General features: G+C 40.3%; 25 protein-coding genes. 8 read left to right on the forward strand and 17 right to left on the reverse strand.

Annotated elements, in window-relative coordinates:
• Window positions 1–26 precede the first annotated feature (26 nt).
• The 3 genes from TW85_RS22090 to TW85_RS22100 are packed head-to-tail and all read left to right on the forward strand — an operon-like array spanning window position 27 to window position 3,860.
• Complete coding sequence (locus TW85_RS22090; protein WP_084616470.1) at window positions 27–923, forward strand: enoyl-CoA hydratase-related protein; 897 nt, start codon at window positions 27–29, stop codon at window positions 921–923.
• Window positions 916–2,919: an acetyl/propionyl/methylcrotonyl-CoA carboxylase subunit alpha gene (locus TW85_RS22095; protein WP_046019326.1), complete on the forward strand. Its 2,004-nt coding sequence runs from the start codon at window positions 916–918 to the stop codon at window positions 2,917–2,919. Before TW85_RS22090 ends, TW85_RS22095 begins: the two co-directional genes overlap by 8 nt.
• Window positions 2,916–3,860 (forward strand): hydroxymethylglutaryl-CoA lyase, encoded by a 945-nt coding sequence (locus tag TW85_RS22100; protein ID WP_046019327.1) that lies wholly within the window; start codon window positions 2,916–2,918, stop codon window positions 3,858–3,860. Before TW85_RS22095 ends, TW85_RS22100 begins: the two co-directional genes overlap by 4 nt.
• A 48-nt stretch (window positions 3,861–3,908) precedes the next feature.
• On the opposite strand, the gene TW85_RS22105 is transcribed toward TW85_RS22100, so the two are convergent.
• The 5 genes from TW85_RS22105 to TW85_RS22125 form a co-directional block, all read right to left on the reverse strand.
• Window positions 3,909–5,141, reverse strand: a complete 1,233-nt coding sequence (locus TW85_RS22105; protein WP_343251986.1) for a sugar efflux transporter — start codon at window positions 5,139–5,141, stop codon at window positions 3,909–3,911.
• A 14-nt stretch (window positions 5,142–5,155) separates the two neighbouring features.
• Window positions 5,156–5,770: a DUF6151 family protein gene (locus tag TW85_RS22110; RefSeq protein ID WP_046019329.1), complete on the reverse strand. Its 615-nt coding sequence runs from the start codon at window positions 5,768–5,770 to the stop codon at window positions 5,156–5,158.
• Window positions 5,771–5,845: 75 nt separating this feature from the next.
• Window positions 5,846–6,358, reverse strand: a complete 513-nt coding sequence (locus TW85_RS22115) for a GNAT family N-acetyltransferase (protein ID WP_046019330.1) — start codon at window positions 6,356–6,358, stop codon at window positions 5,846–5,848.
• 173 nt (window positions 6,359–6,531) lie between these two features.
• Window positions 6,532–7,365 (reverse strand): pre-peptidase C-terminal domain-containing protein, encoded by an 834-nt coding sequence (locus tag TW85_RS26615; RefSeq protein ID WP_071210302.1) that lies wholly within the window; start codon window positions 7,363–7,365, stop codon window positions 6,532–6,534.
• A gap of 197 nt (window positions 7,366–7,562) precedes the next feature.
• Entirely contained in the window at window positions 7,563–8,465 is a 903-nt protein-coding gene (locus tag TW85_RS22125) for a LysR family transcriptional regulator (RefSeq protein WP_046019331.1), read from the reverse strand.
• 127 nt (window positions 8,466–8,592) lie between these two features.
• Here TW85_RS22125 and TW85_RS22130 point away from each other — a divergent pair, with 127 nt between their 5' ends.
• The gene (locus TW85_RS22130) at window positions 8,593–9,090 is read left to right on the forward strand and encodes a lactoylglutathione lyase family protein (RefSeq protein ID WP_046019332.1); all 498 of its coding nucleotides are present in this window, start codon (window positions 8,593–8,595) and stop codon (window positions 9,088–9,090) included.
• Between the two features lie 85 nt (window positions 9,091–9,175).
• Here the strand turns inward: TW85_RS22130 and TW85_RS22135 are convergent, their stop codons facing one another.
• Both TW85_RS22135 and TW85_RS22140 read right to left on the reverse strand, forming a co-directional pair.
• Window positions 9,176–9,391: a hypothetical protein gene (locus tag TW85_RS22135; protein ID WP_052702366.1), complete on the reverse strand. Its 216-nt coding sequence runs from the start codon at window positions 9,389–9,391 to the stop codon at window positions 9,176–9,178.
• A gap of 137 nt (window positions 9,392–9,528) precedes the next feature.
• Window positions 9,529–9,807, reverse strand: coding sequence for a hypothetical protein (locus TW85_RS22140; protein WP_157197006.1), 279 nt, complete (start codon window positions 9,805–9,807; stop codon window positions 9,529–9,531).
• 185 nt (window positions 9,808–9,992) lie between these two features.
• Here TW85_RS22140 and TW85_RS22145 point away from each other — a divergent pair, with 185 nt between their 5' ends.
• Window positions 9,993–10,676, forward strand: coding sequence for a glutathione S-transferase family protein (locus TW85_RS22145; protein WP_046019334.1), 684 nt, complete (start codon window positions 9,993–9,995; stop codon window positions 10,674–10,676).
• Window positions 10,677–10,742: 66 nt separating this feature from the next.
• On the opposite strand, the gene TW85_RS22150 is transcribed toward TW85_RS22145, so the two are convergent.
• From TW85_RS22150 to TW85_RS22170, 5 genes are all read right to left on the reverse strand, one after another.
• Entirely contained in the window at window positions 10,743–11,555 is an 813-nt protein-coding gene (locus tag TW85_RS22150; protein WP_084616473.1) for a pyrroline-5-carboxylate reductase, read from the reverse strand.
• 239 nt (window positions 11,556–11,794) lie between these two features.
• Window positions 11,795–12,286, reverse strand: a complete 492-nt coding sequence (locus TW85_RS22155) for a thioredoxin family protein (RefSeq protein WP_052702367.1) — start codon at window positions 12,284–12,286, stop codon at window positions 11,795–11,797.
• An 86-nt stretch (window positions 12,287–12,372) separates the two neighbouring features.
• On the reverse strand, window positions 12,373–13,215 hold the full coding sequence (locus tag TW85_RS22160; RefSeq protein ID WP_046019336.1) for a CPBP family intramembrane glutamic endopeptidase: 843 nt from the start codon (window positions 13,213–13,215) through the stop codon (window positions 12,373–12,375).
• Window positions 13,216–13,328: 113 nt separating this feature from the next.
• A complete protein-coding gene (locus TW85_RS22165) occupies window positions 13,329–13,583 on the reverse strand; it encodes a DUF2798 domain-containing protein (protein WP_046019337.1) in 255 nt (84 codons plus the stop codon).
• A gap of 34 nt (window positions 13,584–13,617) precedes the next feature.
• Window positions 13,618–14,292 (reverse strand): pirin family protein, encoded by a 675-nt coding sequence (locus TW85_RS22170; protein ID WP_046019338.1) that lies wholly within the window; start codon window positions 14,290–14,292, stop codon window positions 13,618–13,620.
• A gap of 144 nt (window positions 14,293–14,436) precedes the next feature.
• On the opposite strand from TW85_RS22170, the gene TW85_RS22175 reads away from it, so the two are divergent.
• Window positions 14,437–15,321 carry a LysR substrate-binding domain-containing protein gene (locus tag TW85_RS22175; protein WP_046019339.1) on the forward strand — a complete coding sequence of 295 codons (885 nt, stop codon included), beginning with the start codon at window positions 14,437–14,439 and terminating at the stop codon, window positions 15,319–15,321.
• A gap of 339 nt (window positions 15,322–15,660) precedes the next feature.
• The gene (locus TW85_RS22180; protein ID WP_046019340.1) at window positions 15,661–16,830 is read left to right on the forward strand and encodes a hypothetical protein; all 1,170 of its coding nucleotides are present in this window, start codon (window positions 15,661–15,663) and stop codon (window positions 16,828–16,830) included.
• Window positions 16,831–16,960: 130 nt separating this feature from the next.
• Here the strand turns inward: TW85_RS22180 and TW85_RS22185 are convergent, their stop codons facing one another.
• The 5 genes from TW85_RS22185 to TW85_RS22205 form a co-directional block, all read right to left on the reverse strand.
• On the reverse strand, window positions 16,961–17,743 hold the full coding sequence (locus TW85_RS22185; protein ID WP_238326278.1) for a transporter substrate-binding domain-containing protein: 783 nt from the start codon (window positions 17,741–17,743) through the stop codon (window positions 16,961–16,963).
• Window positions 17,744–17,896: 153 nt separating this feature from the next.
• A complete protein-coding gene (locus tag TW85_RS25735) occupies window positions 17,897–18,559 on the reverse strand; it encodes a helix-turn-helix domain-containing protein (protein ID WP_052702368.1) in 663 nt (220 codons plus the stop codon).
• Between the two features lie 124 nt (window positions 18,560–18,683).
• Window positions 18,684–19,889 carry a LanC-like protein gene (locus TW85_RS25740; protein ID WP_052702369.1) on the reverse strand — a complete coding sequence of 402 codons (1,206 nt, stop codon included), beginning with the start codon at window positions 19,887–19,889 and terminating at the stop codon, window positions 18,684–18,686.
• A 33-nt stretch (window positions 19,890–19,922) separates the two neighbouring features.
• The gene (locus TW85_RS22200; protein WP_046019341.1) at window positions 19,923–20,294 is read right to left on the reverse strand and encodes a hypothetical protein; all 372 of its coding nucleotides are present in this window, start codon (window positions 20,292–20,294) and stop codon (window positions 19,923–19,925) included.
• Between the two features lie 293 nt (window positions 20,295–20,587).
• A complete protein-coding gene (locus tag TW85_RS22205) occupies window positions 20,588–21,475 on the reverse strand; it encodes an AraC family transcriptional regulator (protein WP_046019342.1) in 888 nt (295 codons plus the stop codon).
• Window positions 21,476–21,755: 280 nt separating this feature from the next.
• Here TW85_RS22205 and TW85_RS22210 point away from each other — a divergent pair, with 280 nt between their 5' ends.
• Window positions 21,756–22,703 (forward strand): SDR family oxidoreductase, encoded by a 948-nt coding sequence (locus tag TW85_RS22210; protein ID WP_046019343.1) that lies wholly within the window; start codon window positions 21,756–21,758, stop codon window positions 22,701–22,703.

Below are 22,703 nucleotides of genomic sequence, written 5' to 3' on the forward strand. Positions count from 1 at the left end.
TTAAGTGATCATGAGAGAGCAATGTCATGAACAATATACCCACGCAAAGCACGCTTTTTGATAACACAGAAGAGAACTCATCTTCTGCCAACAGTGATTTTAATGCCAAAGTAATTTTGCATTACCCTAACCCTGGTATCGCTGAGTTAATCTTAAATAATGCAGACAAATACAATGCATTTGACGATCACATCATCTCTTTAATGATAGAGAAATTAGCGCAAGCAGAAGCGCAGGCAGATTTAAAACTCCTTATCTTGCGCTCTACAGGTAAACACTTCTCATCTGGAGCAGATTTAAACTGGATGAAGCGTATGGCAAACAACAGCCATCAAGAAAACCTAGATGACGCCAACCAACTTGCTAAGTTAATGCAAAACCTTAACAACTTTAGCAAGCCTACTCTCGCACTTGTACAAGGTGCAGCTTATGGTGGTGCCGTTGGCCTTGCCGCTTGTTGTGATATAGTCGTTGCCACACGCACCGCAAGATTCTGTTTAAGCGAAGTCAAAATAGGTTTAGTACCCGCCGTCATTAGCCCTTATGTAATTCGCGCAATTGGTGAACGCCAAGCAAGACGCTACTTTTTGAGTGCAGAAATTATCAACGCAGAGCAAGCTCAAAGTTTTGGCTTAGTTCACGACTTAGTTGATGACCAGAACCAGCTAGATCAAGCGGCAGAACACTTTATTCAGCAGTTAAGTCAAAACAGCCCCCAAGCCATGACAGTAGCGAAAAAGCTTATTTTCGCAGTGAGTCACAAGCCGATCGACACAGAAGTCATTAGCTATACCAGCCAGTGCATTTCGGACATACGTGTTAGTGACGAAGGCCAAGAAGGTCTCAATGCCTTTTTAAATAAGCGTCAAGCTAGTTGGATTCAACCTACAACAGGCAAAGACAAGGAGACAGATGATGTTTAATAAAATCCTAATCGCTAACCGTGGTGAAATTGCCTGTCGTGTTATCGAAACTGCCCACAAAATGGGTGTTCGCTGCGTTGCTGTTTATTCAGAAGCAGATGTAAATGCTCGTCATGTTGCTATGGCAGATGAAGCCTTTTTACTAGGGCCAGCACCAAGTAACCAAAGCTATTTACGCCACGAAAAAATTATAGAGATCGCCTTAGCAAGTGGTGCTCAAGCTATTCACCCAGGCTATGGCTTCTTATCTGAAAACACAGAGTTTGCTGAAGCCTGTGCCGAGAATGGCCTTGTTTTTATTGGTCCACCAGCCAGCGCTATTGCGGCTATGGGGTCTAAATCTGCTGCTAAAGCTATTATGGAAAAAGCACAGGTGCCATTAGTACCTGGCTATCACGGTGATGATCAAAGCCCTGAGCTATTAAAAGAAGAAGCGATACGTTGCGGCTTCCCTGTTTTGCTTAAAGCGATCGCAGGTGGCGGTGGTAAGGGCATGCGAGTGGTAAACGAACTGACTGAGTTTGATGAAGCCTTAGCAGCTGCACAACGTGAGTCTAGCAATGCGTTTGGCAACCCAGACATGCTAATAGAACGCTACCTAACGCAACCTCGTCACGTAGAAATCCAAGTCTTTTGCGACTCTCACGGCAATGGCGTCTATTTAGCTGAGCGAGATTGTTCGGTACAAAGACGCCACCAAAAAGTGATTGAAGAAGCCCCTGCTCCTGGTCTTTCAGATGCCACACGCAAAGCTATGGGTGAAGCAGCAGTAAAAGCGGCTCAAGCCATAGATTATGTAGGCGCAGGTACAGTTGAGTTTCTCTATGATGTGGATGCTTCTTTCTTCTTCATGGAAATGAATACCCGTTTGCAAGTTGAGCACCCAGTGACAGAGATGATCACAGGGCAAGATTTAGTCGAATGGCAATTACGCATCGCCAATGGCGAAGCCTTGCCCTTAAGCCAAGATCAAATCCAAATCACAGGTCACGCACTTGAAGCCCGTATTTACGCAGAAGATCCTGATAATGACTTTTTACCTGCAACAGGCAAGCTGCATTACCTAAAAACACCAGCCACCAACTCAAATGTCAGAGTGGATACAGGTGTACTAGAAGGCGATGAAGTCAGCATTCATTACGACCCTATGATCGCCAAGCTCATAGTTTGGGATCAGGACAGAAGCAAAGCGATCAACCGTATGGTGCAAGCGCTAGAGCAATATCGCATTAGCGGCGTCACCAGTAATATTCGCTTTTTGCATGCCCTAGTAGCTGCAAAACCTTTTAGAGATGCTGAACTTGATACAGGTTTTATCGAAAAACACGAAAACCTTTTATTTAATACTAGTAGCCTTGAACTAGATAAGGCTCTTATCTTAGCTGCTGGCTTTTATTTACAACAAGCTAAAGTGGTCAAGAAGAGCAATCAAGATAAGCACTCACCTTTCAGCCAATTTAAAAATTGGAGAATGAATAAGCAATATCAAAAGCCGCTTATTCTCGTGGTAGACGACACCAAACATACATTAGAAATTCAACATTTTGATGAATATGATGAAGTCCGAGTAGATGGTCGCTCATACAAACTGCAATCTCATCTTAGTCATGACAAGCTAGATGCTATTATTGATGGCCACTGCCTTAGTGTCCACGGAGCATTAAAAGAAGGCGTGTTAGATCTTTTCTATCAAGGCGAGAAGTTTAACTGCCACCAGTACACGGCTGAGTATGAACAAGGCGATCATGGATCTGATAACAGCTTAAGCGCACCTATGAATGGCTCCATGGTGAGCGTGATGGTCTCTCAAGGGGATAAGGTTAGCGAAGGCCAAACCCTAGTGATTATGGAAGCGATGAAGATGGAACATGCTATTAAAGCACCTCATGACGGTATCATCGACGCCATTTACTTTAACGAAGGCGAACTTGTCAGCGACGGTGCAGAGCTCCTCGCTATGAGTGCGATTGAAACACAACAGGAAAGTGTCTCATGACCCTAGATAAACGTACTTTTATCCAGTCCCCCCATTCTTACCCCAAAAAGGTACGTATGGTAGAAATGAGCCCAAGAGATGGCTTGCAGAATGAAACGGGTTGTTTTGTTCCCACACAAACCAAGATAGAGCTGATTAACCGTTTAAGCGACACTGGTCTGATTCATATTGAATCAGCCAGTTTTGTGTCTCCTAAATGGGTACCGCAAATGAAGGATGCCAGTGAAGTTATGGCGGGCATCAAGCGTAAAGACGGCATAACCTATAGCGTGCTTACCCCTAACTTGCGTGGCTTTGAAGCTGCGCTTGCGGCCAATGCTCAAGAGGTGTCGGTATTTAGTGCCACCTCAGAAAGCTTTACTCAGAAAAACATTAATTGCTCGATTGAAGAAAGCCTTGAACGCTTTATCCCTGTGATTGAAGCCGCTAAGTCCCAAGGCATCCCTGTTCGAGGTTATGTGTCTACTGTGATGGGCTGCCCTTATGAAGGTGAAATAGCGCCAGACAAAGTCGCTAAAGTGGCAAAAGCCCTTTATGACATGGGTTGTTATGAAATCTCTTTAGGTGACACTATCGGCACAGGTACACCGCTAAAAGCCAAACGCATGCTAGAAGCAGTTAACAAAGTCATTCCAATGCACTTACTAGCAGCGCACTTTCACGACACCTATGGCCAAGCTGTCGGTAATTTAAATGCGGTGCTAGAAGAAGGTCTCGCTATTATCGATAGTTCGGTAGCAGGCCTTGGCGGCTGCCCTTATGCAAAAGGCGCCTCTGGCAATGTTGCTACCGAAGATGTGCTTTATTTGCTCGAAGGACTTGGCATCGAAACAGGTATAAACCTTCAAGCCATGGTCGATACTGGCTTCTGGATTTGCGAACAAATCAATCGTAATAATGGCTCTAAAGTGGCACTAGCAAAGGGAAGAAGTCAGGACTAATCCTGACTTTTCATGCATTCCAATAAAATTTAGAAAGCGGGTTTAGAATCAAGCTTCTTGTAAAGCTTGATTCTTTCGCATCAAAAGCTCATAAAAAAACAACATTATAAAGGCGATAAGTATAGCCCCGAAGCTAATGAATAATGCTTCTTTGTAACCAAAGTATTGCGCAACAATCCCCATTAAAGACGCTCCCGCCATACTCCCTAACGCCATCATATTTGAATAATAAGCCGTAGCCTTACCAATACAGTTAGGCGCTTTATCTTGCAATAAACTAATCCCGACACCCACAAAAATACCATAGAAAACACCATTAATAATCTGAATCAAAATAAAGCTCAGCATGCTTTCAATTAAAGTACATGATATATAAAACACCATGGCTGCAATAAAACTAAGGAGTAAAACCTTAGTTGTGCCGATTGCCTTAGCCCATTTAGCAGACATCAACATAATTGGGATCTCACATGCTGCGGTCAAACCTAACAAGAGCCCAGGGAAAGACACAGGCAAGTTTAAGTCATTGGTCAAATATAATGGCATGGCTGTAATGTAATTTGAGTTCGCCACATTCCCAAGAAAAAGCACCGCCCCTAGGTAATACACAACCCTCGGAATAGCTTGGTTTTGCAGCGCTTGTGACTCGCCCTTAGTCGCTGATGCTTTTTCTTGCTGAGGGAGTTTTCCCCAAGCATATAAGGCGACAAAAACGCCAGCACACGCAGCCATAAGAAAGGTGAACTCAAAACCTATTTTATCGACTAATAAAAAGGCTAATGGCGGCCCAAGAATCCAGATAAAGGATACCGAAGATCGTATTTGCGCATTCAATTGAGTTGGATCTGTTGCCGAACTTTCAGCAAAGTGTCTAACCATAATCAGTATCATAGGGATCGACGCCCTAGCGACTCCCATAAACAAGGTACCAGCAATCAATATTTGCCAGAATGCGGTTAAAAAAGCGTAACTCATTGCCGCACAGACTATTCCCATCAAAGCGATAATAAACAAAACTTTGTGGTCTACTCCCTTATCAGCAAGCGCGCCAAATTTTTGCGTAATGTAGATTCCAGAAACGGTATAAGCCACAGTATAAATACCAATATAAATAGGTTCAAAGCCGAGTCCATCGATTAAAAAAATACTTAATATAGGTATAATAAGAGCATATGAAAGCGCAGTTAAGCCATTGATAATATAGTAATTACCAGCCTCACTGCTGAGAAAATGATAAATGCGTTTGATGTCCCTTTCTCCTTGTTTCTGACTCCTTGTCAGAGCTGTCTAAATACTTAGTTCGTTTTGATATTCTGCATTATTTCTGATTTGCGTTTAATGATAGGGCTAACGATAGGACTGCCCTCTTGGGTAAAAAATACAGAAGGTCGATTAAGCCCTTTCAGTTTCCAACTTAAAATTTTACCAATACCTCTCATCACAGCTTTGGCAGACGAACCCTTTAGTGCTGACGGAATTTGCTTTTTAATCTCATGAGTTTGCACATAAGCACGGTTTTGACCAATTTCATCTACTCGACTAGTTTGATGTCGCATAAAATTATGTACTACACCAATAAAAGGCATATTGCGCCCTAACGTATTGCCAATAGGCGTGTTACAGCACTTTGCATACCAACGATTCATGCCTTTATCGCTTAAGCGAATACAGGCAATTTCTTCAATACCTTGATCGATTGTCAGATTAGAGATGGGCATTTGGAAAATATCCGTACCAGAGTATTGATCAAGAATGGCCGGATGATTAGATCGCCCCAACTCCATCAAATAAAAAGCAAAAGCCTGGCAATCATAACAGCAACAGGTAAGGCGATTGCCCTTTTGCGCATCCATATCATGGGCTTGCCCCTGAACTTTACCGCAATCACAAGCCAGCTTTATTTCTGCCATAAGTCTTACCCTCATCGTTATATTTAAAAGCGTTTTATTGAAAAAAGTTAAACCGAAAAGAGCCACTTAATCAGTTCAGTTGAATGGCTTAATTAAATGCATCAAAATCTCATCATAAGAAACACCTGCCACTCGAATGGCGTCTTTCTCTAACCCATACTCTTTAAAACCAAACTTCTTATACAAATCTATTGCTTGTGTATTATTTGCAGTCACCGTTAGTTGCAAACTCGAAACCGTTTTTAAGGCATCAAATTCTTTGATAATGCTCTTCATCAGGCCTGAGGCAATCCCAAAGCCTCTCGCATTAGGTAAAACATAAACACCCCAGAGATAAGACTTATGCTGAGTTTTAAGCTTATGACCTTGAGTGAACCCTGCGATAGCAACAAGCTCGCCTGTTTCTATAAATCCCCCAAGACAAAAAGAAGATTCTCTCGCTTCCAAGCGTTCACGCCAAATAGTCTCATCAAAGTGAGATTCTTCAAGTAAACTAGACTCGAAAGCCTGAGGAGCTTCTTCAAGACTTTTAAGGCGAACCTTTTTATAATGTCGCCAATCTTCTGGAGTGAGTTTTCGAAATAACACGAGTACGCCCTGCTCTATGTGAATCCATAGATATACTTTAAGGCATATGAGATTAACTTAATAGGTGTTGAGATAAATTCTCATTTAGAATCAAAGCTTATAAAAAGGCTCAATCGCAAAAAGCAATTGAACCCTGTTATGAAATTTCTAACAAACCTCGTAAACAAAGTAACTTATTGAGCACTACTAGAAAGGTTCACACCTGAAAAACCTTTATAAGCATAAGTCCCTATGTGGTAAATACCTGAAGCGGGATTACCTATCTGGCAGGTTTCATTATTACCTGTTTCAAAAGGTCGGCAATCATAATCAGATGAAGTTGGTTGCGCACCGTATTTAACATACAAATCAGCATCTCCTGTACCACCATTCATACTGACTTCAAATGAGGTCACGCAGTCAGGTAGATCAAGTTGGTAATAAGCCCACTCACCGGTGTTGCCTGATAAGTTCGTTAAAGCAAGGTCAGATACTTCACAACTTTGCTTATCTTCGCTAGGCAAAGATGTAAGACGCACAGTGGTAACAGAACCATCTTGATTAAAGATAAGCTGATAAAGTCTATCGTATTCACTTTCATCAATGGCAGAGCCTGCTTCGCCGCCTAATAAGGTCACAAGTTCTGGGGTAGTATTAGAGTGGCCCACCACCATGGTATTACCAACCAAGGTTTTTAAAGTCGTCGCAAAGCCACTCAAATCGAACGGATCATAAGACTGAACACCAACTGAGATAAGCTCACTTAAAGATGCTGCTGTTTCTAAGGTACGATTGTAAGAAGTGCTGTAAATCGCGTTAATATTTGCATGCTTGAGTGTACTAGCGAGGTTAGCGGCACGTAGTTTTCCCGCTTCAGACAAGGAAGGGTCCGAGCCAGCATCCAACTTTTCAGCATGGCGTGTTAAATAAATAATATTCGCATCCGCTGCCATTAATGAAGAAGCATACAGGCCAGATAAAGCCATACTCATACCCACAACAGAGACAGTTAAAGCCTTCTTAATCATGATAAATCCTTTTTATAACACATTGTTTTAGTTTGTTTTTGATCTGATTTTTCACAAAGTCAGATCAACATACTAGCAATGCTTTTGCCGTAGCTGAGCAAAAGTTAAAAAGGCTAATATAGCTAGATCAAGGGTCTCAGATTAGATTAGAGAACTTGCGCTAAATCAATCGATGATTCCTTAAACCATTCCTTAAGCTAAGCTAACCATTCCTCTAATCTTGCAAGTAAGCCTATTACACGTTTCGGCAATACATGCTCTCGATTAGTACAAAGGTAAATGGTTTCATTTACTGGGTTTGGAAGTGTATGCCGTTTAATCTTGTCCTGATAAACAAAGGCATCAACAGCAAAAGCAGGCAAGACAGTAAAACCTAAACCTAAGCTGACCGGCTCTAGAATCGAGCCTATTTGATTTGAAAAGCCACTTTTTCGGATATCATCAATATGGCTAAATTCAGGAAAGTTAGCCCCTAGTAACAAAGCGGCTTGATAAGCGCTATCTGGATGCTGGATAAAGCCTAATTCTTTAAGCTGATTCCACATAGCCATTGATGTGGTTGCAGAAGATAGTTCACAATCGTCAAAATCAGCCGGTGTTACCAAAACAAGCGCTTCTTTTGCCACTTCCTTAGCGTCTATTTTAGGGTTTGCTGTAAGTTTACTCATCAAGCCAATATCTAACACGCCTTGGCTTAAATGTGATTCGACCGAATCATTAGGCGCAAAACGATAATCAACCGTCAACTTAGAATGAGTTTGCTGCATAGACAAAATATCAGGATAAAGTCTTAACCCCACGCTTCCAGGCGACATGACACTTACCTCCCCTTCAAATTCAGGGTCGTCTTGCAAGCTGGTTTCGAGCTCTTCCATGGTCTGTAATATCTGCTTTCCCTTTTGGTAAACCTGATTGCCCGCATGGGTCAGACTAAACTTTTTCCCTTGTCGTATTAGTAAAGTCTGCCCAAGAGACTCTTCCAACTTTCGAACATGTTGGCTTACGCCAGATTGCGTCATATGCAACTTATCAGCGGTACGGGTGAAATGGCCAAGCTCGGCCAGAGTACAAAAGCTTTTTAAAAGGACAGGATTAATCATAACAAAATATACTTATTTTCATTTTAAATGATAATTTAACATTATTAATATACGTATGTAACCTTGCCTTATTCACTCGTTAAACACGACGAGAAAGACCTATCTAAACCGTTAATAAGGAAAATACATGACCTACCCAAGAGCCTTTAATCACATAGGTTTATCCGTACCTGATGTCGACGCCGCTTTTAAGTGGTATACAGATGTTTTAGGGCTTTACCCAATAATGGAGCCAACAGAAATTGCACGAGATGACAGTGCCATTGGCATTATGTGTGATGACGTATTTGGTGAGAGCTGGAGTAAATTTAAAATCTGTCACCTAGCAACAGCAGATAGAATCGGTATCGAATTGTTTGAGTTCCCAGATAATCAAACACCTGAAAATAATTTAGAGTATAAAAAGACGGGCATTTTTCATTTCTGCATTACTGATCCTGATGTAGAGGGTTTAGCAGAGAAGATAGTCGCAACGGGCGGTAAACAGCGTATGCCAGTTCGCAGTTATTACCCTGGAGAAAAGCCATATCGCATGGTTTACTGTGAAGACCCGTGGGGGAACATCATCGAGATCTACTCACACTCTTACGAGTTAACTTACTCAGCAGGCGCTTATCAAGATTAAGCATTAATCTAAAAGTAAAAGACTGGCTTACCGCTTATTCAAGCACCTGCCAATAAGTCAGTCTTATTGCTAGCTAGATACAGACCTAATAGCCTAGGCTCGACTCATAAGGGTCTTCTGTTCTCTTTGCTTCATATTCCTCATAAGACATGCTGGACCTTTCCATACACTCATCATATTGGGAAGGTGCCACATTGTTACAAGCAAATTGATTATTCGCTTGAATATTGTCATACAAGTCTTTATTACTACAGCCTGTCACTAAAACCATAACAACACCTAACATGGCTAGTTTAATCATTAACTACTTTCCTTTTTATATTGAGTTTTTAAAGCGCTTCACTCCAAAACTCACTTAAATATTTGATTGCGAATATTAGATAAAATCTGACTCAAGTCTTCTAGATAAACTTCAAACTCAATAACTCACCATTCCAATCAGTTACGCATTAAATACCAAGCGAATAATAGCATAGGCAATAAGATAGGAACGACAGCCAAAACCGCAAAATCTGAATACTCCCCGTGCTTAAATGCATACCAGCCTTGATGAATGCAGAAAGCAGTAGAACCAATAAAAAAGAGAGAAAGATAAAAGTAAAACTCTGTTAAATCAGATAAACCAAGATACAAGAGAGTTGGCCAAATAGTGGCACCTATCCAAAGATGGGGGACTAGCATTACCCCTATCTTTCGTTTATAAGGTTCTCTTCTCATTTGAAGCTCCGCATTTATTGCAACTCATCACTATTCCATTTAAATAAACTATCGGGAAGATTTTCTTCATTTTTAACACCAAAATGCATAATAACGCACTCAACTAAAGCAGCTTTGCAGCGCGAAAGAACCTAAATATCACTAAAATAATGACATGCATTAATTTGATTATTAAGGAGTGAATCATGAAATTAACCCTATATTCTGGCACACGCAACGCTTCAAGCTGGGCCATGAGAGCTTGGTTAAGTCTAAAGGAAACAAACATTGAATTTGAAGAGATTATTGTTGATATTAGACGCCCTCAAAGATGGCGAAACATAGCTGAAATTAGCACTTTTTCACCCGCATCTCGTGTACCTGTTCTAGTGGTTGAAGAAGCGATTAGTCAGAATAATAACAAGCACGTCATTTATGATTCTCAGGCCATCATGGAATTCGTTAATGAACTATCCAATAACCAATTACTCCCTGATGATACATTTGTAAGAGCTGAAGCCAGATCTATGATTGCTTGGCAACATGCTGATATGGGTAAGATCTGCCCTAGCCTATCTTTTGAAAGCAGCTTTTATCCAGATAAGAAAATACTGTCAGCTGATAATGTCAAAAGCGCCGAAGGCCTTTATCAAGTATGGGAAGGTCTATTATCTAAATACCAGGGTCCATATTTATTTGGCAACGTGTCCCTTGCGGACCTTACCTTAGTACCTAGCGTATTAAGGCTTACTTCACACCTTGAACCATCTCATCATTTCCCCCTAACAAAGGCTTGGGCAGAACGTTTATTAAACCGACCTCATGTCAAAACTTGGTTAGATGAAGCCTATGGATTAGACCCCATTTATTATGATTCCTACCTACATTGAGAAAGGTTGAGAGAGCCTAAACGTCTTGGCTCTCTCCCCTTTATTAGATCCAAAACTAAAAAGCCATTAATCCCTATTGTCAGGATCAGACATATCCACCGCTTTATGAGACGCTTTTAACAAAGCATCATAAATAGCGGCTTCCACATTTTTGGCTTTCAGCTCATTCACTCCTTGCTCAGTGGTACCATTTGGCGTCATCACATCTTGAGCAAGCTGAGCAGGCAACTTATCAGACATTTGCAGCATTTTACCGCTACCCTCTAAGGTTTTACCCACTAATCGCTTTGACTCTTCATAGTTAAAGCCCAATGCTTGAGAGGCTTTAATCATGGCATCAGCCATTAGCATGACATAAGCTGGCCCTCCACCACTGATGCCTGTTGCGCCATCTATATCACTCTCTTTCTCAACAAAGAAAAGCTCACCCATAAACTGAGCCGCCTCAAGAAAAGCAGAATAATGAGCACTAAAAGTACCGCTAAAATAGATAGGCGTGATTCCTACACCAAACTCACAAGGCGTATTTGGCATACATCTCACCACTTGAGAGTTAGGAAAGTATTGCTGAATTTCCGCACACGACACACCAGCTAACATAGAAACAATTAAAGCAGGATCGTTAGCGCCCGAATCTCGGTTTTGCATCGCTAGATTAGGTAAGTCTTGGGGCCTTATTCCTAAGAAGAGAATGTGTGTATTTTCGGGGAGCCCTTCTCTCATCTCAATATCACCAAGACTTTGCGCAAGTTTTAGCCTTTCTTCACTTTTGTCGATAACACTCACTTGCCAAGTATTTAAAAAGTAAGGAAATGTCGCTTTGAATACAGGAAACCCCATATTCCCCACTCCTAAGTACACACAATTTTTTTGCAACATTTGCGATCTTCTCCTTAATCCTATCCATTTTCGTTTTCTATTCGAAAACTAGATGGTACGAATAGATTTAAAACTTTCAAGGCTTTAATAAAAGAAAGAAAAAACAGAAACATTAGAAATAACTAATTGATTTAGTTAGATTAAATAAAAAACAGCGTAAATAACAGAAGTGAATTAAAGTGGGAAGACTCACTATCTCCATCCTTGGAGATATATAAAATAAGGCATGAGAAGAGAGTTTATCGAGCGATAATATCCAGCACTTCTTCAATGGTTTGAGTTAAAAGCTCACCATTGTCATAAGCGCTTTGCAATGCCGCATCTTGGCTTTCCTTCACCTTAGTTGGCTGTTCGATAAATAAGCCTTTTGGTTGATAATATTGGTCTAATACAACCACTAAAGGAATTTTAACCTCTGTAATATCTAACTTATCTAACAAGTTTTCTTGAGCAAAATCTCGGCTAATAATAGAGATATTAATCTTAGGGTGAAGCTCTGCCATTGCACTGATTGCCGTAATATTTAGCTGACAATCCGGACACCAAGTTTCACCGGCTATTAGGATATTAGCACCCTGCTCTAAACTGGCAATTCTCATTATAAGTGATTGCGTAAACTGTCCCGTTAAAGCGTCAGCCGCTTTAAGGACAGCAAGCGCTTCGTCTTCAGAGCCTTGCGCCAAATAGGTTTTAAAGTCGATTCCTTGCTCAAAAAAGTTTTTAAATGCCATAAGCTAACAATTACCTTTGCTTTTTATTAATTTCAAACACCATCTTACCAACAGAAGACCACAAATAAACCGAAAACATTTTCAACTTATGATGATGCCAATAAAGGATAAGTGAAAAAAGTCAGATGCCCTAAGTTAAAAGCAAAGTGAACTGCCACGGCATAACTTAGTCTTCCGCTCCAATAATAGGTTAAACCGTATAAAAGCCCAGCTAAGCTTGCCACTAACATAAAGACAGGCCCACCAGCAAAGTGCGCTAAACCAAATAAAACACTGGCAATACCCACGCCGATAACAGGATTAAAGCGACGAGTTAATAGGTTTTGAATATAACCCCTAAACAATGCTTCTTCAGCGACACAGGTTAAGAGCAAATTACTAAAGGCAAATACCAACCACCAATTTGGTAGACTCAATTCGTATTGAATCAGTCCCAGAAGGAAAGCGAGTAAGAAAACACTCACAAACAAAGCGGCAAGCGTTCGTACTTGCATTTGAGTCATTGCCTTAGCACGTCCAAGCAAATTAGGTACAAGTAAAAGCAAGGCAAAGAATATCAGCGGCTTATCAAGGTTTAAATATAATGTATAGGTAGAGCTATTTGCTCCGCTTTGCACCTGATCTAAAACCTGTAAATTATTAAAACCAGGTGCGAGATGTAAGACTAATGCAAGCGCCCAGACAACCACAATCACATGGCAAATAAGACGTTTTACTCCCTTAGCTTTTGCACCATAAGCGGCCACAATTAAACCAGCTACACCATATAGAATTCCGATTAATTCCAAATGAGACTGATACAAGGCGGCTAAAGCACAAACACCTAAACCTAAAAGCCCAAACTTAGGCTTAAAGAAGCTTGTAATAATTGCCATACCTAGCAGAAACCAAGTAAAACCTGCTGGGAAAAGTGAAAGTATAAATTCCATCAATTAGATCCATAAAAAAACTGTGTGCGGATACTAGCATGCTACCGAATAGCTCATATAATCCAGGCAAATTATTTACACTAAACTCACACTTCCTTTTGCTAAGTGTTTGATTAATAATTTTTCTTCTTTAAGGAAGGCTTACTAATCAAACGATTAACGATTGAGTTCACCACAGGATTAATCATGAAAGTTACAGGTAAGGCAACTGCAAAAGAGATCCCCCAAGCGGCTAACCAAGCCAATAGAAAACTCATTAAGTCTTCTACTCCCAGTTGTATGAGTGTCATAGCGAACGACATAGCCCCAGACATTAATAACGCCATAAAAAATCCAAACAAGTGCCCATAGTATTTTGCATGAAACATCTCTACCTCCTTTAATCTAAAGCTGGCTTTCGGCTTAAAGCGATGAATCTTGTATCAGGCTAATATGTAGGAGATCACTGGTTACCCTAAGGTCCATACTCTCACCTCTCACTAGGTCACCGTCTTTTACAACCTCGCCATTTAATAATCCTTCGCCTTGGCTGATATAAGCGAGAAATTCACCTTTAATTTGAATGTTTTTATCTTTCTTCAGTAGGCCAATATCGATTGTTGTATGACTATCAAAAGTCTCAGTTTGCAACTTACTACCACCATAAATACGGGTTAACTCATTCTCTTTTGGTTCATAGAGTTTGTAAGCTGCAGGTTCGCCCAAGGTTTCTGGCAGAGCCCAAAGCTGAAGTATGCGATTCCCCGTGGCATCTGGATTAATTTCATTGTGCTCAAAGCCTTCAGCCCCAGCTCTTTGCGCTTGAACTTGATAACCAGAAAGCGATTGCCCATGCTCTAGCGAGCCTTCATGTTGCAAGTTGCCCTCTAACATCACGGTAATTACATCCACCTCATGATGAGGGTGCATTCTGGTTTCCCCATGAGGTAAGTACCTTGCATCCGCTAGGAAAATAAACTGCCCTAACCCGTTCCAAGTCGAGTTATTACCTCCTACTTTGTTATCAACAATCAAACGTGTTTCTTTAAGTCCAGCAAAACCACCACGTTTAAGAGAATCTCTGTGTAAAATCTTCATAATCATTTCCTTTTATCTATATTTGTTTGTTTTTTTGAAGCTAAAACCATTGTAAATAAAGAAATAAAATTAAATAATCAGAATAAATTAACCAATTTGTTCGATAAAACTGAATAGTTTTAGCTTAAGGCAAGGAGGCAAAAAATGAAACTCACATTAGATGCACTTGAAGTACTCGACGCGATAGATAAAAAAGGCAGTTTTGCCGCCGCAGCGAATGCCCTCTTTCGTGTTCCTTCCACCCTGACCTATACAATACAAAAGCTAGAAGAGGATTTAGGCTTTGTTATTTTCAGAAAGGAAGGCAGACGCTCTGTACTAACACCAGCGGGTCGAGTTTTATTAGAGGAAGGAAGGAGCCTTCTTCTAGCGACCCAAGCCATGATAGATAAAGCCCATCAGGTGGATTCAGGCTGGGAGGTTCGTCTCAATATTGCACTAGATACAGTTTGGGATACACAGCAGTTCTTACCTATTCTGACTGAGTTTCAGCAACTTAATACAGGTGTTGAAATCAACCTCTTAGAAGAAGTCATGGGTGGCAGTTTAGAAGCTTTGATAGAAGACAGAGCGGATATTGTCCTTGGTGGTCCAGCACCAAACACGCCCATTCAAGGCTTACAGTTTAAAGAAGTGATACAAAGCCAATGGTGTTTTGTGACAGCAAATCATCACCCTCTTACTCAAACAAACCTTCCATTAACGAATGAAATGATTGCTCCATATACTTCCATTGTGATTAAAGATTCATCCAGACATTCTCCGATCAAGTCCCATCGCCTTATGGATAAACAAAAGCAGATTAAAGTCGCTTCAATGCAACAAAAAATAAGTCTGATCGAGGCTGGTATTGGTGTAGGTTTTTTGCCCAAGCACAAGATTCAAAACAAACTAGATGAAGGCACATTAGTCACATTAGAAACCACAGAACCTACTGCAATAACGCCTCAATACTGTTCTTGGAAAAGTAACAACAAAGGCAAAGCTGCCCGCTGGTTTATTGATAGAATCCTGTCAGAGAAAATTTAATTATGTCTTTAGAAAGAGCGAAAAGCACATATAAATGATTAGTAAATGATTACTCATAAAAAATGCTTTTTATATAAACTACTGATTAACAAAGAAATAAATGATTAATAAATCAATCAATAAAAAACCTTATGAACTTTTAATATTAGATATAGCCAATTAAAAATATCTTAATCCAAAAGAAATAACAAAAACTCATATCTGTAATTGTTTGTTTTATGCACAATAGTTTCATATTCTCGATTTTCAATAAAAATAAAACGCATAAAAATGCACTTTAAGGATATTTAATTTAACAAATCATCCATGAGGTGCGTTTTCTCAATTAAGGGAAATAATATGTTTGAAAATTCGACTGCATTTAGCAAACCACTAAAACGCTTTTTGTGCCTTTCATCTATCTCTATGTCTATCTCAATGTCAGGCTTAACCTATGCAGCACAAGACTATCTCGACTATGGCTTACATTGGGCCAAAATGGTGAGCGGCAATGAAAGCCAAGTCAAAGCCGTTAATCATGACGGCTCTCTCATCACCCAAGATACTAGCTACTATGACGATAGCAAACCAACAGTGATCTACTTCCATGGTTGGCAAAGTGGATCAGCTGAAGAAGGATATAGCCGAGAAGACTTCGAATTTTCAGATATTAATGAAAACACCATGGAAACTTGGAAGGAACAAGGCTGGAATGTAGGCATATTCCATTGGAATCAGTTTGCAGACGAAAGCGAAGTAAAAGATGCGGAAGCAAAAATGTGGAGCGCAAATGGCAATAAAGGCATGCGTTATCGCTTAAGCGATGGCAGCTATAGTACAACCCAATCACCGGCCATATCTGTTGGCGAAATTGCTTTTCAACAAATTAGTTCTGTTTTAGCCAACAACACATCAAATAACCTTCGCTTTGCAGGCCACTCTTTAGGTAATCAACTCGCCGTTTTTGTCGCCCAGAAAATCAATGATGGAATAAATAACGGTACCTTAGCTAACAACCTCATGCCCAAAAGAATTGCTTTATTAGACCCTTTTTGGTCTCAAGATGGAAAAAGCTATTTAGGTGATAAAAATGGCGACGGCCAAAATGACTGGACAGGTGAACGAGTTCACTGGGCCATCAATGAAATGATTGCTGATCAAGACATTGCCGTCGAATGGTATAAAACCTCCCTTATTTTTGATGTCTGGATTGGTGATCAAAATACTGCTTTAGAAAGTGATGTTGCCCTCATCAATAACCGCTTTTGGTATCTCAATGCTTGGGATATCACATCCAAACATAACCATGCACGTAGATGGTACTTTCAATCTATGGATTCAGATGCGCCAGAAGAAGTTAGTATTAATTGGTGGGGAACACGCAGCGAAACAGGCTATGACGCAGCAAGTGCTTCAACATCAGATAACCGCATAAAGTTCATGATGGGCAATAGTTATGAATGGGACCAGGTTGAAGGCCGATATACTGCTGACCCTGCTGATGATCAATTTGAAGTAAAAGATTATTAACCATTGAAATGATTGAGCTGGTAGAACTAGCTACCAGCTCAGTCATTTATTTAAAACATTTACTTATCACTCCAAAAACATAATTTAATAATGCTTAAATTGAGTACTTTTAATATGCAAACTGAAAAAGCTAATCAACCTTCGAATTAGGCAAATACTTACCACTCTCAAGATCTCTTAAAAATTGCTCATAAAGCCCACTGGCTTTTAACTTTTTAAGCCCTTTATTAAAAGAAGCCATAAATTGCTCATTTTGCTTATCATTTTTTGATAACAAGAGGTGCAATGACTTTTCACTCATCGGAGTAATACTTTTAGGATGATAAGTAATTAAGTTGGCCTGACTTTCTTCGTATTGAGTTTGCAGCAAAAAGTATCCAACCTCTTTTGTTATTGGAAAAATATCAATTCTATTTCGAAGAAGCATAGTGAAGTTCAGCCCATCGTTTGCGATACGATGAATGTTATAGTCAGAAGAGGCCTCTGCTTTGCGGTATTCCTCATTATAGGTATAACCAATAGTCCCACCTATATGAAGCCCTTTAAGATCGGTAAATTCATTCCATAAAAATGGGAAAGATTTTAGATGAAAAAAGACAGTTTCGCTTGTTATCACAGGGTCACTATAATAAAACTTCTCTTGGATATCAGACTGATATCGCCAAACAGCTGTACCATTTAACTTGCCATGCTCGGCCATCTTCATCCCCCGCTTCCAAGGGAGAAAGTGATAATTCACTTTAATACCTTCTAAAGCGAAAGCTTCTTTAACAATATGAGAAACCACACCATAATGCTTTAACTTTTTTGAATGGTAAGGCGGCCACTCACCGTTTGCTAAATCAATAGAGACCTCTGACATAGCGCTAGCAGAAAATAGGATAGTAAAAATTATCAATGCAATTTTGTTCACAAAAGCAACCTAAACCTTAAATATCCCAATATTGTTGAAATGCTTAATCTCACGTTTTTTAAAGACTAACAGATAAAAAGCATGCATTTTCAATTTGTATTCAGACTCCTGATACAGAATACCAAATTTCATCAAGACATCTAGACAGCGCCATTAAGCATTGGCATTCAAAGGTTTACTAGAAAGCGCCAAAGCACTGCGACCTTCATTTACGATAAAATACTTCATTCCGCGCCCTCTATCTCTTGAGCTAATCAGGCCCTCTTCTTCTAAAGTAAACAAAAGGTCACGCACCTGCGTTTTTGAGAGCTGACAATCTGTGGCAATGCCAGAAATAGAACGATAAAGGTTCACCCCGTCCCTTAGGGCTTCCAAGACAGAAATTTTCTCCTTAGATAAATGTAGCAGCTCGGTTTTCACGAAACTCAGCTCTTCTATCACTTCATCTTGGTCTGTGTCCTTATCAGAAATAGCTTCTAGCTCTTGTTCAATACTCTTTGTAGAGTTATTTAAACGGTTAAAGTTTTCAGATTGAGATAATGACTGATCAACCAAAGAGACAAAGTGGCTTTCATCGGTAAAGTCAGAGGGAGCATAGAGTTTGTCGTGATGATTACAAACCAAAAACACCAGAGAGGCTAACACCACCAAAGGGAACAAAACGAGAAACCACACAAGAATGGTTAGATCATTGCCTGAAAAGTTATCCGACGAGGCAACCAAGCCCGCTATGGCATACACCAACACGATCAAGAGAGCTAGGATACCTAATGGGTTCTTAGACAGCCTACCTGCTGTCTCTCCAAATTTCTTCATACATCATCCTTGAGTTACATATCCTTTGCTGGAATCAATTGCACTACATGAGAGTGGGTGCACTGCAATTCACACCTTATTAAAGACCCTTATACAGATTAAAACTTTGTAAATACAAACTTTATCAAAACAGGTCTAAACCGGGTATTGCAGCTTGTTCAGGGTTTAAACAATGATGCAAAAAAATAGCTAAGCCCGCATCGCCAGTCCACATCGAGAACCTCCCTACACCATAACGCTGGCGGTCTTTTTGACACTGTTCTATTGCATGCATTGCAAATTTTCGAGCTCTATCTAACCAAACAGTTCTCCCCCACCTTTTATATAAATACAAAAAGGAATAACCATTTCCAGACGTACCATGACATATATTAGAACCTTTTACTAAAGGCCCAGCTTCCCATACTAATTCTCCAGTTTGTTGTAATAACCGCTCAAGTCGCTCTGATTCAGGGGAGCTCGATTGAGGTGTTCTCGCCATTGCCGTCACTATTCCTGCAGCCCCGTGACACCATTGTACGAGCAGTTTATCAATATCTGGCTTTGTGCATAAAATCCAGTTAGCTAAATTACCACTATGTTTTGCTGAAATTTCCAAAGTAGAAACCGTACGTTTTATGATTAACTCAACATAATCATTTGGCAATAGGTCTGCACCTTCTAATAAAATATTAGCGTTACCAGTTAAGCCATGACAGGCACCATAATAATGACGCTTTGGCCCAAACACTTGGCTTTGCCATAGCCACTCTCCTGTGTTTTCATCTTGCAACCAGTGTTCCATCAAAGAATTAGCACCTTTAATAAACAAGGTTTTCCAACAATTCTTTCCTGTTGATCGATAAAGAGACAAAGCAGCGTGCATCATACCTGTTTGCCCAGAAGTTACCTCGTACAAAGGAAGGTGAAGTGTTTGCTCCATACATCGTATAACTCTTTTAGATAACTCTTCATTTTCTGGTTGGGCTAATAAAGCAGGCATAAGAATGCCTAGTTCACCTATTTGTAAACCCGGTTCAACAGAGACATCAGGATTCTCTAAGAAAGATTGATAGACAGTTTCTAACAGATCGGAGTAATCCGCCACTTGATAGCCGTACCTTCTTAAAATTTGCGAAGCGTGAATAGTGCCTGCGGCACCAGCATATGCCGACCATTTTGGTCCAGAATTAGAATAGCTTTCAGCATCTAGCTGATGTGTTGGCCAACTAGCATTAGGTAATGAATGTTGTTGAATATCATCAATAATTGCTGATATTTCTGACCTTACGCATTTTTCGTCCCATAAACTTTCAGTAAGTTTTTCATGACGATTTATATCAAATAACATCAATGTTATGACTCTTTATACAATGTAAGTAAATTAGGGTTGAATATAGCCATGGTCAAACAGCGCTTTGACCACTTTCATTTGTTGATTATGAGTTTTATTCGATATGAGTGACCACAACTCGGACTCACTAAGCTTTGGCTGACTTCTCAAGAGCGCTAGTGCCTTCAACCCGTACTGCTTGTTGAGTTTGGATCGAGTATAAGAACCACCTTTTACCCCTATAATTTCTCCAGCTTCACACAAACCTAAAAAAGTAGATTTTGGGCAACCCTTTTTTTGAGAGCTTATTTTTTCAGGATAATAGTATTTGGCGTTGTTTGCCCATGCTTGCATAGGAGTTAAAGACTGGTCTTTCTTTAAATCATCAACTGATTTAATGGCTATATTTGAGTATCTACTCATACATCATCCTTGAGTTACATATCCTTTGCTGGAATCCATTGCGCTACTTTGAGAGCGGGTGATCTGAAATTCACACCTTATTAAAGTCCTTTATACAGTGTAATAAGGTTTGAGTACAAAATTCTGGCTTATACCTTGCCATTTTCCATTTATCTTAGAGTAACAAAGAGATATTTGAACTGACGCTAATAGATAGGCATTCCCAAGTAGAATATAGGTATGAAAACACCTTTTAATCTAAGTGGCCGTGACATAACCAATTCACTTGATTACTGATTGATTTAAAAGTAGCGCTAATCAGTGTCAGTTTGCCTTGAATGAATCCACTGCTTAGGTGACTGTCCATACATACGTTTGAACTCTCTGCTGAATTGAGAAGAGCTGACATAACCAACTTCCATCGCGGCTGTATTTACGTTCATGCCACCAACTATCTTGATTGCAGCAGTGTTGAGTCGCATGGATTTTACAAATTGAATCGGCGACATCATGGTGGCTTGCTTAAATTTACGATGCAAAACAGCTCTACTCATCCCCATCTGAGTAGCCATCACCTCTATGTTTATCGGCTTGTCCAAGTTAGCTGTTAAGTATTCAATGACTCTGGCAATATCGTTGCCCACCCCAAATGCACGTCTTGCAGATACGCCAGCTTCTCCTTTTAACACGGCATAATACAATTCGCGCAGTCGCCCTTCTCCTAAGATCGAAATATCAGCAGGGTTCTCCAGCAATCTAAGTAAACGCAAAAGTGCCTCAGTAAAAGACTCATCCCAGTGAGAAAGCGTCAAACTAGGTGATAAGTGACTTATTTGAGGCTGACGAATAGCGCCTATACCTGTGTCCATCTCTATTGCGAGTTCAGTCATGACTTTTGTATCTAAAGAGATATAAACACCTAACAAAGGGTTTTCAGGTGAAGCTTCTGGCGTACCCGCTTCTACCGGCATAGAAATAGGGCAACACATGAATTGACTACTATCGTAAGCATACCTTTGACCATTGACGATAGCTTCTTTCGATCCGTTCACTAAGGCAACAACTGTCGGCTCGTAGATAGCGGGCGCACAGCGAACTGGACTAGTAACACGAAAGAGCTGAACCCCCTTCACACCCGTTTCCACCATACCATCGTCACGAATATTCATTTCAACGAGTTGTTTGATTAATTCTTTACTCATACTGGCTACACAACTCAATTATCTTTTAATGTGGCTTAGCTTTTTACAAACCTTCTATTAACGAATAAATAAACAGGTCAATTAGACGTAAATAAAACATCTAGAAAACACACATCCAAATTAGCACCAAGGATTCACGAACTCAATTCAGTGATACAAATAGGCATATTTTAGAGATTATTTCGCCTATTTGCGCTCAATGCTGAGAGCTATATTTGTCTGCGATGAAAAACACAGATTTACAGACCTTCAAAGACAGACAATTTTTGGATCATAAACAATGAAGCAAATAAACGCATTTGGCCCTAAAGGCTGGACACCAGAACAGCTTGGCTCTTTAACAGACAAAACCTATGTGATTACTGGAGCTAATAGTGGCGCAGGTTTCCAAGCAACACGCACTCTGTTAAGCAAAGGAGCGAGAGTCATCATGCTTAACCGTAATACACAAAAATCCGCAGCAGCCATCACAGCTCTGAAACAGGAATTTGGCGATAAAGCAGAAGTTACCTTTATTCGAATGGATCTCTCTATATTAGATTCGGTAAGAGAAGCCGCCACGAAAGTATTAGAAACTACAAAACAAATAGACGCCCTACTCTGTAATGGAGCCATTGCCCAAGTTGCCAAACAAGAAATCACACTTGATGGCTTCGAAAGCCAGCTTGGCGTAAATCATTTTGGTCACTTTCTCCTATGTGGCATGCTTTTCGATCGAATAGAAGCGTCCCAAGGACGTATCGTTGTTGTAGGCAGCAATGCTTACAAAATGGGTTTAAAGAAAATCCAATTTGACGACCTGAATTTTGATCGAAAATATACAGCTTGGGACTCCTACGCACAAAGTAAGCTCGCTCAAATGATGTTTGCCTACCAGCTACAAGATCGTATCGAAGCAGCAGGTAAAAGAACAAAGGTATTTGTATGTCACCCCGGCGCATCCAGAACTAACTTACTCATGGACACAGCAAGCACCTTTAACAAAGTGCTTTGGTCACTACTTTCTCGAATCATTGCGCAATCTGCCGAAAAAGGCGCTTGGCCAGAAGTTATGTGTGCGACTCAAGATGGACTCGTTCTAAAGCGTTTATATGGCCCAACTAAAAGAGCCGAAACCGTTGGTCCTATTGGAGAGTGCTCTTTAAACGAAGTCGCGTTAAATCAAGGCATGGCTAATAAACTTTGGCGCTTGTCAGAGGAAAAAACCGGCCTTACTTGGTCGTTCTGA

The sequence above is a fragment of the Marinomonas sp. S3726 genome, assembly GCF_000967665.1.
Taxonomy (GTDB): Bacteria; Pseudomonadota; Gammaproteobacteria; order Pseudomonadales; family Marinomonadaceae; genus Marinomonas.